The organism is Pseudotamlana haliotis, assembly GCF_008806375.1.
GTDB lineage: Bacteria > Bacteroidota > Bacteroidia > Flavobacteriales > Flavobacteriaceae > Pseudotamlana > Pseudotamlana haliotis.
Genome location: NZ_WAAT01000022.1, coordinates 50,867 through 68,221 on the forward strand (window position 1 = coordinate 50,867; position 17,355 = coordinate 68,221).

Sequence of the window (17,355 nt, forward strand, 5' to 3'; positions counted from 1 at the left end):
TTATAGATATGTATACATTTTCAAATAAATTAAAGACATTTTCTTTCATTCTAATGATTTTAGGAGCATTAGGTGTTGGATATGGTTTTATGACATCTCATAAATCTTTTGAGGAAGTTGAACACTTACTTGCAGAAGAATCACATCACGGTGGTGGACATGGTGAAGCCGTTGCCCATCATGCAGCTCCAAGTCATGAGGCTCATGGAGAAGCTGCCCATGGTGAAACAGTTCACGCGGAAGATGCACATGCAAAACACGTGACTCACGTACAACATCAAATAGCAAACAGACCTTGGTCTGCTTTATATGTTGCGGCATTTTTCTTTTTTATGATTGCACTTGGCGTTTTAGCCTTTTATGCGATTCAAATTGCATCACAAGCCGGTTGGTCTCCTGTATTGTTTAGAGTTATGGAAGCCATTACTGCTTATATGTTACCTGGTGCTATAATAGTTTTAATTATCGCTGTTGCTTCTGGTACTATTGGACATTACAACATATTTATATGGATGGATCCAGATGTTGTTGCTCATGATGCCTTAATTCAAGGTAAAGCGGGTTGGTTGAACATTGGAGGTTTTGCTATTAGAGGTTTAATTTTTATCGCTGGTTGGGCGATTTATCGTCACTTCGCTCGTAAGTTCTCAATCGCTCAAGATAATGCTGAACCTGGAGATATTAGTTACTTTAAAAAGTCTTTCCGTATTGCAGCTGGATTTTTAGTATTCTTTATTTATACGGAGTCTATGATGTCTTGGGATTGGATTATGAGTGTTGATCCACACTGGTTCTCTACCTTATTTGGATGGTATGTATTCGCTTCTATGTTTGTAAGTGGTATTACGGTTATAGCCTTAATGAGTATCTTCTTAAAATCTAAAGGGTATTTAGCTTTTGTTAATGAAAACCATTTACATGATATCGCTAAATTTATGTTCGGTATTAGTATTTTCTGGACTTACCTATGGTTCTCGCAATTTATGTTAATCTGGTATTCTAATATTCCTGAAGAGGTGACTTACTTCATCACGAGAATTAATGACTATAAATTACCGTTCTTTGGAATGGTTGTATTAAACTTTGTATTCCCATTATTAATGTTAATGAATGCCAACTACAAGCGTATGAACTGGTTTGTAGTGATGACTGGCGTTGTGATTCTTGTTGGTCACTATATTGATATTTTCAATATGATCATGCCTGCTACTGTAGGGGATAGATGGTTTATAGGAATTCCTGAAATTGGATCTGTATTATTGTTTGGTGGATTATTCATATTTGTTGTATTCATGTCTTTATCTAAGGCGTCATTACTTGCAAAAGGATACCCACTTATGAAAGAAAGTGAAGATTTCCATTATTAATTAGATTTAAATAAAGAAGAAAGAAGAATCACATGACTACTTTATTAACAATTATAGTTTTAGTATTTATTTTAATTGCCATTTGGCAGATGGTTAAGATTTTCGATTTGGCTCAGGCTAAAACCGATAATGCTCAAATAGCCACAGATAAAGATAATACCTTAAATGGTTACTTAATGATGGGCTTTTTAGCTTTCATCTACATCATAACCATTATTTGTGTTGTTAAATGGGGTGATCTGCCTCTTTTGTCAAATGCAGCATCAGAGCACGGAGGCACCATCGATAACTTGATGATTATTTCATTGGTTTTAATTTTCTTCGTACAAACCATTACGCAATTTTTATTACACTATTTCGCTTTTAAATATAAAGGAGAAAAAGGTAAACAAGCGTTCTTCTTTGCTGATAACAATAAATTGGAAATGATTTGGACGATCATTCCTGTAATTGTATTAGCTGGTTTAATTATCTACGGATTAAATACATGGATTAACATTACTAGTGTTGATGAAAGTGAAGATCCATTAATTGTTGAATTATATGCTCAACAGTTTAACTGGAAAGCGAGATACGCCGGATCTGATAACACTTTAGGAAAAGCGAATGTTCGTTTAATTGATATCGATCGTGCTAACATCTTAGGTTTAGATGAAGCTGATCCTAATGCTCAAGATGATATCATTACCACCGAATTACACTTACCTGTTGGGAAACCTGTATTATTCAAAATGCGTTCTCAAGATGTATTACACTCGGCTTACATGCCTCACTTTAGAGCACAAATGAACTGTGTTCCTGGTATGATAACGCAGTTTGGTTTTACACCTACTGTGACTACTGCTGAAATGCGTCAGACACCTGAAATGCAAGAGAAAGTGGCTAATATCAATGAAATTAGAGTTGAAAATAGTAAACCATTAGTTGCTAAAGGTGAAGAGGCTTTAGAACGCTATGAGTTTGATTACCTATTGATTTGTAACAAAATTTGTGGGAAGTCACACTACAACATGCAAATGAAAATTATAGTTGAATCTCAAGAAGAATACGACGCTTGGATTGCAGAGCAAAAGGAATTCAAGAATTCTCTAATTAACTAATTAAACAAAAAACACCTAACCGAATATAGATTATGTCAGCACACGCAGATACTCACGCACACGACGACGACCACGGACATCATCATAAAGAAACTTTCGTAACTAAATATATTTTTAGTATGGATCATAAAATGATCGCTAAACAATATTTAGTAACGGGTACCATCATGGGTATTATAGGGATATTAATGTCTATAATGTTCCGTATTCAAATTGCATGGCCAGAAGAGCCTAATGTATTATTTGAAGCTTTATTAGGTAAATGGGCTCCAGACGGCGTTATGGATGCAGATATTTATTTAGCATTAGTAACTATCCATGGTACCATTATGGTATTCTTTGTACTGACTGCTGGATTGAGTGGTACTTTTAGTAACCTGTTAATTCCGTTGCAAATTGGAGCACGTGATATGGCTTCTGGTTTCTTAAACATGGTATCTTACTGGTTATTCTTTTTATCGAGTATAATCATGGTTATCTCATTGTTTGTTGAAGCTGGTCCTGCAGCAGCTGGATGGACAATTTATCCACCGTTAAGTGCATTACCTATGGCACAAGGGGGTTCAGGTATGGGTATGACCCTTTGGTTGGTATCTATGGCTATCTTTATTGCTTCGTCATTATTAGGGTCTCTTAACTACGTGGTTACTGTTTTAAACTTACGTACTAAAGGGATGTCTATGACAAGATTACCGTTAACAATCTGGGCATTTTTTGTAACTGCTATTATTGGTGTCGTTTCTTTCCCAGTACTATTATCGGCAGCTTTACTATTAATTATGGATAGAAGTTTTGGAACATCATTCTTCTTATCAGATATTTTCATCCAAGGTGAAGTTTTACACTATCAAGGTGGATCACCTGTTTTATTCGAACACTTATTTTGGTTCCTAGGTCACCCAGAGGTATATATTGTTATCTTACCTGCAATGGGTCTGGTTTCTGAAATTATGGCATCTAACTCTCGTAAACCTATCTTTGGTTATAGAGCGATGATCGTTTCAATATTAGCCATTGCTTTCCTTTCAACTATTGTTTGGGGACACCACATGTTCATCTCAGGGATGAATCCATTCTTAGGTTCTGTGTTTACATTCACAACCTTATTAATTGCGATTCCATCTGCAGTGAAAGCCTTCAACTGGATTACAACCTTATGGAAGGGTAATCTTCAGATGAACCCAGCCATGTTATTCTCAATTGGTTTTGTATCTACCTTCATTACTGGTGGTTTAACAGGTATTATTCTTGGTGATTCTGCATTAGATATTAATGTTCACGATACTTACTTTGTAGTAGCTCACTTCCACTTAGTAATGGGTATCTCTGCACTTTACGGAATGTTTGCTGGTATTTACCACTGGTTCCCTAAGATGTACGGTCGCATGATGAACAAAAACTTAGGTTATATCCACTTCTGGTTAACAGCTGTTTGTGCTTATGGTGTATTCTTCCCAATGCACTTTATTGGAATGGCGGGTTTACCACGTCGTTATTATACAAATAGTAACTTCCCATTATTTGATGATTTAGCAAATGTGAATGTTATCATTACAGTATTTGCTTTAATTGGAGGTGTTGTACAGATCGTGTATTTATACAACTTCTTCATGAGTATTTTCTTCGGAAAGAAATCAACTCAAAACCCATGGAAAGCAACTACTTTAGAGTGGACTACGCCTGTAGAGCATATCCACGGAAACTGGCCAGGAGAAATTCCTCATGTTTACCGTTGGGCTTACGATTACAGTAAACCAGGTCATGATGTTGATTTTGTAGCTCAAAACGTTCCTTTCAAAGAAGGTGAGGTTGAATTACATCACTAAAATTAATTCCTGCGAAGGCAGGAATCTCATAGAGAGAATATAAACAAAAAGCCTTTCCATTACGGAGAGGCTTTTTGTTTATATTTGAAATTGTATTTTTGCTATAATCAATGACTACTAGCTGTAATTATCAAAGTATAGGGTTTAATTTAAAAGATTCCTGCCTGTGTAGGAAGTACGTATGATGAACGAAAACCTAGATCCCACAAACGATAATTTTTCTCCTGATGAATTTGACGTTGAAAAAAAACTAAGACCGCTATCCTTTGATGATTTTACAGGTCAGGATCAGGTGTTGGAGAATCTACAAATCTTTGTACAGGCGGCAAACTTACGCACTGAAGCTTTAGATCATACTTTATTCCATGGCCCTCCAGGTTTAGGTAAAACCACTTTAGCTAATATTTTAGCTAATGAGCTTGGTGTTGGGATTAAAATCACTTCAGGTCCTGTTTTAGATAAGCCTGGTGATTTGGCGGGACTGTTAACCAATTTAGAAGAGCGTGATGTCTTGTTTATTGACGAAATTCACCGATTGAGCCCTATTGTAGAGGAATACCTGTATTCGGCTATGGAGGATTTTAAAATCGATATCATGATTGAGTCCGGACCTAATGCTAGAACGGTTCAAATCCATTTGAATGCGTTTACATTAGTTGGTGCGACGACCCGTTCAGGGTTGTTAACCTCACCAATGCGTGCGCGTTTTGGTATCCAAAGTCGTTTACAGTACTATAATACGGATTTGCTAACTACCATCATTCAAAGAAGTGCGAATATCTTAGGCGTGCCTATTTCTATGGAGGCCGCTATTGAAATTGCTGGAAGAAGTAGAGGGACACCACGTATCGCCAACGCCTTACTACGTCGCGTTCGTGATTTTGCACAAATAAAGGGAAATGGTAGTATCGATATCAAAATTGCGAAGTATGCCTTAGAAGCCTTAAATGTAGATGCACATGGCTTAGATGATATGGACAATAAAATTCTTGCTACAATTATTGATAAGTTTAAAGGCGGCCCTGTTGGGATTACCACCATCGCTACGGCCGTAAGTGAGAGTCCTGAAACTATTGAAGAAGTTTATGAACCGTTTTTAATTCAACAAGGCTTTATCATGCGTACCCCACGTGGTCGAGAAGTCACCGAAGAAGCTTATAAACACTTAGGGCGTGTTAAAGGACCAACGCAAGGCGGTTTATTTTAACATCTCAAAGTATTTGAACTAAAAGAAAACCAAACAACCTACTTATAAAATGAAATGCCAAAAATTAGTAACCGCAATACTACTAGTAATCACCTTATTTGGTTGTGATAAAATTGAAGAATTAACTCAGTTTACTATTGTTTATGAAGAAGAAGTTATTATTGAATCTTCATCGGTAGTAGATTTACCATTTAATGCCTTTACACCTGAAATTAGTTCAGACTCTGAGTCTAAATTTGAAAACAACAACACCGGTAAAAACCTTATAGAATATATAGAGCTTACGAGAATGACCTTAGAAATTGATGCTCCAGATCAGGGTGATTTTGACTTTCTAAACGCTATTGAAATATATATTTCTGCCGAAAATGAAGAAGAAGTCCTGATCGCTTGGAAAGAAGTTATTGAAGAAGACGGAAGCAAAACTATTGAATTGGATACCGCTAATGATGATTTACAAAATTACCTTAAAAAGGATGAATTTAGCTTAAGACTTGCTACAGTAACTGATCAAATTATTACTTCAGATCATAAAATTAAAGTGCGTTCTGAGTTTTTTGTGGATGCTAAAATATTGGGGCTATAGTGTTTAAATCATTTGTTATTTTTCGTTACCTTAGATAATTACGCTTTGTTGAATTAAGATCTTTATGTTAGATAACAAATCGAAATACACACAACTCATTAAAATTGAAGCCAAACGCCTCGGTTTTTTGTCTTGTGGGATTAGTAAAGCCCAGTTCTTAGAAGAAGAAGCGCCTCGTTTAGAAAAATGGCTGAACAATAACATGAACGGTGAAATGCGTTATATGGAAAACCATTTCGATAAGCGTTTGGACCCTACAAAACTGGTTGAAGGCTCTAAAAGTGTCGTGTCTCTTTTGTTGAATTATTATCCAGAAGAAAAACAAAACGATGATAGTTTTAAGCTTTCCAAATACGCTTATGGCACTGATTACCATTTCGTAATTAAAGATAAGCTCAAATCATTATTACATTTTATTCAAGATGAAATTGGTGACGTTGAAGGCCGTGCTTTTGTTGATTCGGCACCTGTTTTAGATAAAGCTTGGGCTGCCAAATCGGGTTTAGGCTGGATAGGTAAGCATAGTAATCTCTTATCGCAACAAGTGGGCTCTTTCTATTTTATAGCCGAATTAATTATCGATTTGGATTTAGAATACGACGTTAGAGTCACCGATCACTGCGGTACCTGCACCGCCTGCATTGATGCTTGCCCTACCCAGGCGATTACTGAACCTTATGTAGTTGATGGTAGTAAGTGTATTTCCTATTTCACCATTGAGCTCAAAGAGAATATTCCAACAGAATTTAAAGGTCGTTTTGACGACTGGATGTTTGGTTGTGATGTTTGCCAAGATGTTTGTCCGTGGAACCGCTTTTCAAAACCACATAACGAACCCTTGTTTAATCCGCACCCAGAATTACTAGCGATGACTAAAAAGGATTGGGAAGAAATTACCGAAGAGACCTTTAGAAAAGTTTTTAAAAAATCTCCAGTAAAACGTACCAAGTTTTTAGGCTTAAAAAGAAATATCAATTTCCTCAAAGAATGAGAGATTCTTTTTTAGGATTGTTATATTTGTTAATCACAAAACACAATTCTAATGAAGGAAGAAAGTAAACGCAGAGAAGCCCTTATTTATCACGCCAAACCAACTCCTGGTAAGATAAAAGTTGTTCCAACCAAAAAATATGCGACCCAAAGAGATTTGTCGTTAGCTTATTCACCGGGTGTTGCAGAACCTTGTTTAGAAATAGAAAAAGATAAGGAAAACGCATACAAATATACAGCTAAAGGGAACTTGGTTGCGGTGATTTCAAATGGTACCGCCGTTTTAGGTTTAGGAAATATTGGACCAGAAGCTTCCAAACCTGTTATGGAAGGTAAAGGTTTACTGTTTAAAATATTTGCAGATATTGATGTTTTCGATATTGAAGTAGATACTGAAAACGTTGAAGAATTTATCGCTACCGTAAAAAATATAGCCCCAACTTTTGGTGGTATTAATTTAGAAGATATTAAAGCGCCTGGAGCGTTTGAGATTGAAAGACGTCTTAAAGAAGAATTGGATATTCCGGTGATGCATGATGATCAACATGGAACGGCAATTATTTCTGCGGCAGCGTTAATCAATGCTTTAGAAATCGCAGAGAAAAAAATAGAAGAAGTAAAAATTGTAATTTCTGGTGCCGGGGCAGCAGCGATTTCATGTTCACGTTTATATCAAGCCTTTGGTGCTAGGCGTGAAAATATGGTCATGCTGGATAGTAAAGGGGTGATTCGTGATGATCGAGACAGCTTAACTTCTGAAAAAGCAGAATTTGCTACGCACAGAAAAATAGATACGCTCGATGAAGCTATGGTTGATGCCGATGTGTTTATTGGTCTATCAATGGCGAATATTGTGTCTCCAGAGATGTTGTTGAGCATGGCAGATAAACCTATTGTTTTTGCTATGGCCAATCCAGATCCTGAGGTAAAATATGATATTGCTATTGCTACGCGTAAGGATATTATCATGGCTACCGGAAGAAGTGATCATCCTAATCAGGTGAATAACGTACTTGGTTTTCCATTTATATTTAGAGGGGCGTTAGATGTGCGTGCTACAAAAATCAACGAAGCGATGAAAATGGCAGCCGTTGAAGCTTTGGCGCGATTAGCTAAAGAGCCCGTGCCTGAACAAGTAAATATTGCTTATGGTGAAACCCGTTTAACTTTCGGAAAGGATTATATCATTCCAAAGCCTTTTGATCCACGTTTAATTGCTGAAGTGCCACCGGCTGTAGCAAAAGCAGCGATGGAAAGTGGTGTAGCTAAAGAACCAATCATCAATTGGGAAGACTATCAAGATGAATTAAGAGAGCGTTTAGGTTCAGATAATAAATTAGTGAGGTTATTATTAACCCGTGCTAAATTAAACCCTAAACGCGTAGTTTTTGCAGAAGCTGATCAATTGGGGGTTATAAAAGCCGCACAAATTGTTTATGAAGAAGGTGTTGCAATTCCTATTTTGTTAGGAAGAAAAGAAACCATTCAAAACTTAATGGTTGAAATTGACTTTGATGCTGAAGATGTGCTTATCATTGATCCGAAGTCTGAAGAAGAAAACGAACGTAAAGATAAATATGCTAAAGTCTATTGGGAGCAACGTAAGCGTAGAGGGGTAACTTACTACGCAGCACAACGCTTAATGCGTGAGCGAAACTATTTTGCTGCCATGATGGTGAATGAAGGTGATGCCGATGCCTTAATTTCGGGTTATTCTCGTAATTACCCAACCGTGGTGAAACCGATGTTAGAGCTAATTGGTATGGATAAAGGGGTGAATCGTGTAGCGACCACCAATGTGATGATGACTAAACGCGGGCCTTTATTTTTAAGTGACACTTCCATCAATATCGATCCTGATGCTAAAGAGCTTACTAAAATTGCGCAAATGACCTCTAAAGTAGTCAAAATGTTTGGAATGACACCGGTTATTGCAATGACTTCATACTCTAATTTTGGGTCTTCTCCTAGTCCTAAGGCTTCAAAAGTAAGAGACGCCGTAGCTAATTTACATCGTTTTAATCCAGACTTAATTGTGGACGGGGAATTACAAACAGACTTTGCCCTGAACGACGAGATGCTAAAAGAGAAATTTCCATTTTCTAAATTGGTTGGAAAAAAAGTGAATACCTTGATTTTTCCAAATTTAGATTCTGCAAATATCACCTATAAATTACTTAAAGAATTGAATGAAGCCGAATCAATCGGACCTATCATGATGGGCATGCGTAAACCGGTTCATATTCTTCAATTGGGTGCTAGTGTAGATGAAATTGTAAATATGACTGCAATGGCAGTAATTGATGCGCAGCAAAAAGAAAGACGCGATGCTGAAAAGGGTGATTCATAGGCTTCCTATTGAAAATAATTTTATTACATTTGGTCGATAACCAACTGACATAGATGATTACCCATATTCAAGGAAAACTCACAGAGAAAAATCCAACCCACGTTGTTATAGATTGTAACGGCGTGGGCTATTTACTTAATATATCTTTACATACTTATTCTCAAATTCCAGAAGGTGAACTTTTAAAGTTATATACGCACCTTCAAGTTAAGGAAGATTCCCATACGCTTTATGGTTTTTCTAGCCTTGCAGAGCGTGAAATATTCAGACTTTTAATTTCAGTAAGTGGTATAGGTTCTAGTATTGCACGTACTATGCTGTCTTCTCTAACACCTAAACAGGTGAGAGAGGGTATTGCTACAGGTGATGTTGCATTGATCCAATCCATTAAGGGTATTGGTGCAAAAACAGCGCAACGCGTTATCATCGAATTAAAAGATAAAATCATTAAGATTTATGATATTGATGAAGTTTCTGTTTCACAAGGCAATACCAACAAAGATGAAGCGTTATCTGCTTTAGAAGTGCTCGGTTTTGTTAAAAAACAAGCCGAACGTGTCGTTGATAAAATTATGATTGCCCAACCAGATGCTAATGTCGAAACCATCATTAAGCAGGCTTTAAAAAATTTATAATTCATTTTGAAAATAACTAACCTTCAATTTTATAAATCAATTAAACCGTGTCTTTTATTCTTTTTTGTGCTTTGTTTCACAACAGGAGCATGGTCTCAAGAGACGCCACGAGATACAGTACAGCCTGGGTATCATGTAGGTAAGTTAAAAGAACCAACACCATCAAGTGTTGAGCAAAAATATACTTACGATCCCATTTCAAACCGTTACATATACACCGAAACCATAGGCGAGTATAATCTGCGTTTTCCTGTAATTTTATCTCCAGAAGAATATTATGCTTTAGTAGCTCGAGAGAATTTAAGAGCCTATTACAAAGAAAAAATTGATGCCTTCGACGGGAAAAAAGATGGTTCAGAAGAAGGAAGACGTAATTTATTACCTGAGTTTTATATAAATTCAGGTCTTTTTGAATCGATTTTTGGAGGAAATACCATTGAAATTATTCCTCAAGGTTCTGTAGAAATGGATTTAGGGATTTTATATTCAAGACAAGATAACCCGTCATTTTCACCTAGAAATAGAAGTAATTTCACCTTTGATTTCGATCAACGTATCAGTTTAAGTTTGGTGGGTAAAGTTGGAGAACGCCTTCAAATTAATGCCAATTACGATACACAATCTACCTTTGATTTTCAGAATTTAATTAAATTAGAATATACACCTACTGAAGATGATATCATTCAAAAAATAGAAGTAGGTAACGTAAGCATGCCTTTGAGTAGTTCTTTAATCACAGGGGCGCAAAGTTTATTTGGTGTCAAAGCACAGCTTCAGTTTGGAAAAACGACCATTACAGGGGTGTTTTCTGAGCAAAAATCACAATCCAATACCGTAGTTGCGCAAGGTGGTGGTACTCTAGAGGAGTTTGATGTTTTTATTCGCGATTATGATGAAAACCGACACTTTTATTTAGCACAATATTTTAGAGATTCTTATGATGCTGCTTTGGCAAATTACCCGTTTATAAATAATAAGGGTTTGCAAATTACGCGCTTGGAACTTTGGGTAACGAACCGAAGCAACCGAACAGACAATGTAAGAAACGTAGTGGCTTTTCAAGATTTAGGAGAGTCGGAACATATTGGTTTACAAACCCCACCAGCAGGTTTTGTTAATGCATCACCAGGTGCATTTCCAGATAATGAGAATAATGATTTTGATCCAACAAATATTGGTGGTGCTGGCTCGCAACTTACCGATGCGGTTAGAGATATTGCTACAGTACAACAAGGCATATTAGTGCCTAACGTGAGTGAAGGTGCAGATTATGCCAAATTAGAAAATGCTAGAAAATTAACAGAAGGCCAAGAATATACCTTAAACAGTGAGCTAGGTTACATTTCTTTAAATCAACGATTGAGTAACGATGAAGTATTGGCCGTTGCCTTTCAGTATACCATTTCTGGGAAAGTCTATCAGGTAGGTGAATTTGCAAACGATGGTGTTGATGCTACCGAAGTAGATACCGATACCAATGGGAATGTGACAAATGTGGTCAATTCAAGTTTAATCCTTAAAATGTTAAAGAGTAGTGTGACCGATGTTAATCAACCGGTTTGGGATTTGATGATGAAAAACATCTATGACACTGGAGCTTATAATTTAACAGAAGAAGACTTTAAGCTTAATATTTTCTACAATGAAGCTTCCCCCTTAAACTTTATTAGTCCTACAGGTAGCGATTTCGCTAATGATATTAATGGAAACCCAGTAGGGCCAAATACTAACGAAAAAGATTTAATTCAGAACGCACCTTTATTAAGGGTTTTCAATTTAGATAAGCTGAATTTTAACAATGATCCTCAAGCAAGGGGTGATGGCTTTTTTGATTTTGTTCCTGGGGTTACCGTTATTCCAACAAACGGAAAAATTGTGTTTACCAGTGCTGAGCCTTTTGGTGAATATTTATTTAATATTCTAGGGGGTGGAGATTATAGTGATGAACTCACCTATAACGATGATCAAAAAAAATACGTTTATGATGTGCTTTATAAAGATACAAAAACGCGAGCGCTTGAATCTGTAGAGAAAAACAAATTCAAATTAAAAGGACGCTATAAATCTTCTGGAGGCGACGGTATTCCTATCGGTTCCTTTAATGTGCCTAGAGGTTCGGTGCGTGTTACTGCAGGTGGCCGTGTGTTAGTTGAAGGTATTGATTATACTGTGAATTATCAGTTGGGGCGTGTTCAAATTTTAGATGAAGCTCTAAAAGCCTCAAATACGCCTATTGAAGTTTCGACTGAAAACAATGCGGTTTTCGGACAACAAACCAGACGTTTTACTGGATTTAATGTGGAACATAAATTCAATGATAATTTTGTGTTGGGTGGTACCTTTTTAAATCTTAATGAGCGACCAGTAACACAAAAAGCAAATTATGGTACAGAATCTATTAACAACTCCATTTTTGGTTTAAACGGAAATTATGCCACAAAAGTGCCGTTTCTAACACGTTTAGTGAATAAATTACCAAATATTGATACCGATGTGGAGTCTAATGTCTCGCTTAGAGGTGAATTTGCATACTTATCACCTGGAGCGCCAAAAGGCACCGACTTAAACGGAGAGGCCACGTCTTATATTGATGATTTTGAGGGTTCGCAAAATGGCATCGATTTAAAGTCGCAATTGTCATGGTTTTTATCTAGTAGACCTTTAGATTTAAATGTGCCTAGTAACCCGAATGAAGATGACAATGGTATTCAAAATGGTTATCAAAGAGCCCTTTTAAACTGGTACTCTATTGACCCTGTTTTTTATAGTAGCCAACGTCCAGACGGTATTACCGATGACGATATTTCGGGCTTATATACCAGTAGGGTGTTTATAAACGAACTTTTTCCAGATCGTGATTTGGTGCAAGGGCAAAACACGGTGTTATTTACTTTGGATTTAGCTTATTACCCGACTGAGCGTGGACCGTTTAACTTTGATCCTAATACAGCAAATGGTGTCATTAGTAATCCGCAAGACAGTTGGGCTGGGATTACTAGGCAGATAACATCAACAGATTTTGAACAACAAAATGTGGAGTATATCGATTTTTGGGTTCAAGATCCGTTCCAAGAAAATCCTAATAACCCAGGTGGTAAATTAGTTTTTAACTTAGGAAATATTTCAGAAGATATCATTAAAGATGGTAAAAAGCTTTATGAAAACGGATTACCAAAAGATGGCGATGTTACCTTCTTACAGCCTACAACTTGGGGAACAGTTACGCCGCAAAATCAATCGTTAGTCTATGCCTTTGATAGCACAGGAGACGAACGTACGAATCAAGATGTGGGTTATGATGGGTATAATGATGCTGAAGAAGCTAGTGCATTTGGAGCGCAGTTTGGTGATGATCCATCAAATGATAATTACACGTATTTTTTAAATGCCGACGGAGATATTTTTGATCGTTACAAAAAGTATAATGGTGTTGAAGGTAATACACCAGATAGTTTTTCTAATACCGATCGTGGTGCTAATACGCAACCTGATGTTGAAGATATTAATCGTGATAATACCATGAATACGATTGATAGCTATTACGAATATGAATTAGATCTTAACCGCCAAAACTTACCCACAACAGAAGCTGATTTTGAAAATTTACCAGATAGCAATCCGCTAAAACAATTTTTACGTGATTATAAGGAGCGTCCGCGTCAATTACCAAACGGACAAACAACTAATGTAAGGTGGTATCAGTTTAGAGTCCCTGTTGAAGGAGCACATGCCACACCTGTTGGGAATATATCAGATTTAAGGTCGGTACGTTTTTCTAGGATTTATTTAAAGGAGTTTACTGAGCCTACAGTTTTTCGTTTTGGAACCTTAGAATTAGTGCGTAGTGATTGGAGACGATATACTTTGCCATTAGATGAAAATGACCCTGATCCTACAGATCCAAATACTGATTTTTCTGTAGGTGTTATCGGTACTCTAGAGAATGAAGGTCGTTATGAGAGTCCGCCAGGGATCGAACCAGAACAATTGTATAATAACAATACGGTAGTGCGTCAAAATGAACAATCGTTGGTTGTTGAAGTTTGTGGTTTAGAAGTTGAAGACTCTAGAGGGGTATATAAAAATATCGATTTGGATATGCGTCAGTATAAGCGTATGCGTATGTTTATTCATGCTGAAGATCAAGAGACCGCCGTTGGAACCTTAAAAGATACCGATTTAGTAGGGTATATTAGAATGGGAAATGACCTTACTGAAAATTACTATCAAATTGAAATTCCGCTACAAGTTTCTGGATCAGAGCTATGGCCGGATGCCAATGAAATTAATCTTGCCATTGACATGCTCGGACAAATTAAAGCGGAAAGTATATCTAATGGGAATTCCGATTTAACTTTTTATGATGTTATTGGTGATGATGTGGTACTAGCAAATGACCCTTATTCGGGTTATGTCTTAGGGCAGCACCGTGTAGCTATAAAAGGAAATCCTAACTTTGGAGACATAAGAACACTTATGGTAGGAGTTAAAAATGCTAGTGGTAATGATGTGTGTGGTGAAATATGGTTTAATGAGTTGAGATTGTCTGATTTGGATAATGAAGGTGGTTGGGCTGCTATTGTTAGTATGGACTCCAATATTGCAGATTTTGCCAATGTAAGTGCTACAGGTAGAAAAAGCACCTCTGGTTTTGGATCATTAGAACAAGGACCTAGTCAACGTAGTTTGGAAGATGTGCAACAGTATGATGTAGTTACTAATGTGAATGTTGGGCAGTTATTACCTAAAAAGTGGGGGGTTCAGTTGCCTTTTAATTATGGTCAAAGTGAAGCGCTTATCACACCTAAATACGATCAATTCTATAAAGATTTAACATTAGAATCTCGATTAGAGGCCGCTAGTACAGACGCCGAAAAAGAACAAATCAAACAACAATCTGAAGATTATACTAGCCGACAAAGCATCAACTTTATTGGGGTGCGCAAAATAAGAACTACAGACAAGAAACCACGTTTTTATGATGTGGAGAATTTCACACTGAACTACTCGTATAATAAAGTGGAACATCGTGATTTTGAAATAGAAAATTCAGTAAATAAAACACTTCGAATGGGCGCTAATTATGCGCATAATTTTGAGCCTTTAGTTATTGAACCTTTCCAAAAGAACGACTCCTTATTTACAGGGCAGTATTGGAAAATTTTAAAAGATTTTAACTTCAACCTGCTTCCGGCAAGTTTCACGGTAAATACAGATTTAAATCGTCAATACAATAGGCAAAAGTTTAGAGAAGTAGATCTCTCAGCTAGCGATATCGCTATTGAAGAATTGTATAGAAGAAACTACATGTTCGATTTTCAGTATGTGGTTAATTATAATTTAACTAAATCGTTGCAGCTTAACTTTACGGCAACTAATAATAATATTGTACGTAACTATTTTGTTGATGACGGTACTAATAACTTCGAACAAGATAATTCATTAGGCGTATGGGATGGTATTTTAGATTTTGGTGATCCTAATAGGCAAACCAACAATTTAGGAATTACCTACCAATTGCCTTTTAATAAAATACCAACCTTTAGTTTCTTAGATGTAACTTACCAATATACGGGAAGTTTTCAATGGCAAAAGAGTTCCGATTTATATCAAGAAGTGGAGCTTAATGGTTCTGTCTACGATTTAGGTAATACCATTCAAAACTCTAATGTTCATAATATTAACTCATCTATGGATATGAACCGTTTGTATAAGTACATCGGTTTAACTAAAAAACCTGTAAGTACAGCTAGAAGACGTGGTGTGCCAGGGCCAGCCGAGGCACAAGTTCCTGGTCAAACTCAAAACCAAGCAAAACCTAAATCGAGTAAACAAACGGGAACAAAATTATTGAATGCTGGTATTGATTTATTAACCAGTGTGAAACGTATTCAAGTTAATTATTCTGAAAATAATGGTACATTTTTACCTGGTTACTTACAAACACCTGGTTTTATAGGAACGACAAAGCCTTCTTTAGGATTTATTTTTGGGGGTCAAAGCGATGTGAGAGATATGGCAGCAAGAAAGGGCTGGTTAACTGTTTTTCCAGAATTTAATCAGCAGTATACGACTACAGAGACTAAGCAGTTAGATATATCGGCTAGTGTACAACCGGTACGAGATTTAAAAATTGACATCATTGGTTCTCGTGCTTATTATGAAAATTATGCTGAAAACTATAAAATTGAGAACGATGAATATTATTCATTAACACCAAATACCTTTGGTAATTTTAATATTTCAACCTTATTGATTAAAACAGCTTTTCAGGAAAGTAGCGAAAATGTTTCTCAGGCCTTTAGCGATTTTAGGTCAAATCGTTTAACCATAGCCGATAGGTTAGCCGAAGAATTTTACGGAACGAATAACTATGCTAGAGACGCTGAAGGGTATCCTTTAGGGTTTGGTAAAAATAATCAACAGGTTTTACTGCCATCGTTTTTAGCGGCCTACCAAGGTAAAGATGCAGAAAGCATTACCACAGAAACTTTTAGAAGTGTACCAATTCCAAACTGGGATTTAAAGTATACTGGTTTTATGAAGTTTGCGTGGTTTAAGAAAAATTTTAAGCGCTTTTCATTGACACACGGTTATCGATCAACTTATACGATTAACCAATTTTCAACCAATTTAAATCTAAATTTAGATCCAGCTGCTAATGAGCGCCCAATTCCAGGTGTGCCTTACGCAAATCAGCCTCAGGATGCTTTAGATCAATCTGGAAACTATAAAAATGAAACCTTATACAGCAATATCAACTTAGCTGAAATGTTTAGTCCCCTTATGCGTATGGATTTGGAGATGAAGAATTCAGTCAAAATTTTAGCTGAAATTAAAAAGGATAGATTGTTGTCCTTAAGCTTTGACAATAATTTAATGACCGAAGTTCACGGTAACGAATATATTTTAGGTTTAGGTTACCGTATTAAAGACTTACGTATACGCTCTAAATTGGCTGGGCCACAAAAACGAATCATTAGTGATTTAAACATGAAAGCAGATGTTTCGGTAAGGGAGAATAAAACTATTGTGAGGTATTTGGATTTAGATAATAATCAAATTACCTCAGGACAAACCATTTGGGGTGTGAAATATACGGCCGATTATGCGTTTAGTAAAAATCTTACTGGTATCTTTTATTTTGATTATACTTTTTCCGATTATGCTATTTCAACAGCCTTTCCACAAACAACCGTGCGATCAGGGGTTACAATTCGATATAATTTCGGGAATTAACATATATGCTATTTGAATTTAACATTTGAATAAATACATTTGCTGCTTATTATTA

9 protein-coding genes are annotated in these 17,355 nt (G+C 36.4%); all 9 read left to right on the forward strand.

The window, feature by feature from the left end; all coding sequences use genetic code 11:
* Positions 1–8: 8 nt before the first annotated feature.
* The 9 genes from F6U93_RS02420 to sov all read left to right on the forward strand — a co-directional run bounded on the left by F6U93_RS02420 (position 9) and on the right by sov (position 17,300).
* Positions 9–1,367 (forward strand): quinol:cytochrome C oxidoreductase, encoded by a 1,359-nt coding sequence (locus F6U93_RS02420; RefSeq protein WP_150936477.1) that lies wholly within the window; start codon positions 9–11, stop codon positions 1,365–1,367.
* A gap of 32 nt (positions 1,368–1,399) precedes the next feature.
* A complete protein-coding gene (locus F6U93_RS02425; protein ID WP_150936479.1) occupies positions 1,400–2,467 on the forward strand; it encodes a cytochrome c oxidase subunit II in 1,068 nt (355 codons plus the stop codon).
* Positions 2,468–2,499: 32 nt separating this feature from the next.
* Complete coding sequence (locus F6U93_RS02430) at positions 2,500–4,293, forward strand: cytochrome c oxidase subunit I (protein ID WP_150936481.1); 1,794 nt, start codon at positions 2,500–2,502, stop codon at positions 4,291–4,293.
* A 184-nt stretch (positions 4,294–4,477) separates the two neighbouring features.
* A complete protein-coding gene (gene ruvB, locus F6U93_RS02435) occupies positions 4,478–5,500 on the forward strand; it encodes a Holliday junction branch migration DNA helicase RuvB (RefSeq protein WP_150936801.1) in 1,023 nt (340 codons plus the stop codon).
* 49 nt (positions 5,501–5,549) lie between these two features.
* Positions 5,550–6,086 carry a hypothetical protein gene (locus F6U93_RS02440; RefSeq protein ID WP_150936483.1) on the forward strand — a complete coding sequence of 179 codons (537 nt, stop codon included), beginning with the start codon at positions 5,550–5,552 and terminating at the stop codon, positions 6,084–6,086.
* A 64-nt stretch (positions 6,087–6,150) separates the two neighbouring features.
* On the forward strand, positions 6,151–7,077 hold the full coding sequence (gene queG / locus F6U93_RS02445; RefSeq protein ID WP_150936485.1) for a tRNA epoxyqueuosine(34) reductase QueG: 927 nt from the start codon (positions 6,151–6,153) through the stop codon (positions 7,075–7,077).
* Positions 7,078–7,128: 51 nt separating this feature from the next.
* Entirely contained in the window at positions 7,129–9,426 is a 2,298-nt protein-coding gene (locus tag F6U93_RS02450) for an NADP-dependent malic enzyme (protein ID WP_150936487.1), read from the forward strand.
* A gap of 53 nt (positions 9,427–9,479) precedes the next feature.
* Positions 9,480–10,061, forward strand: coding sequence for a Holliday junction branch migration protein RuvA (ruvA, locus tag F6U93_RS02455; RefSeq protein WP_150936489.1), 582 nt, complete (start codon positions 9,480–9,482; stop codon positions 10,059–10,061).
* Between the two features lie 6 nt (positions 10,062–10,067).
* Entirely contained in the window at positions 10,068–17,300 is a 7,233-nt protein-coding gene (gene sov, locus F6U93_RS02460; RefSeq protein ID WP_150936491.1) for a T9SS outer membrane translocon Sov/SprA, read from the forward strand.
* Positions 17,301–17,355 lie beyond the last annotated feature (55 nt).

Coding starts and splice junctions, on each gene's coding strand:
- F6U93_RS02420 (WP_150936477.1), top strand. CDS start 9: ATGTATACATTTTCAAATAAATTAAAGACATTTTCTTTCATTCTAATG.
- F6U93_RS02425 (WP_150936479.1), top strand. CDS start 1,400: ATGACTACTTTATTAACAATTATAGTTTTAGTATTTATTTTAATTGCC.
- F6U93_RS02430 (WP_150936481.1), top strand. CDS start 2,500: ATGTCAGCACACGCAGATACTCACGCACACGACGACGACCACGGACAT.
- ruvB (WP_150936801.1), top strand. CDS start 4,478: ATGAACGAAAACCTAGATCCCACAAACGATAATTTTTCTCCTGATGAA.
- F6U93_RS02440 (WP_150936483.1), top strand. CDS start 5,550: ATGAAATGCCAAAAATTAGTAACCGCAATACTACTAGTAATCACCTTA.
- queG (WP_150936485.1), top strand. CDS start 6,151: ATGTTAGATAACAAATCGAAATACACACAACTCATTAAAATTGAAGCC.
- F6U93_RS02450 (WP_150936487.1), top strand. CDS start 7,129: ATGAAGGAAGAAAGTAAACGCAGAGAAGCCCTTATTTATCACGCCAAA.
- ruvA (WP_150936489.1), top strand. CDS start 9,480: ATGATTACCCATATTCAAGGAAAACTCACAGAGAAAAATCCAACCCAC.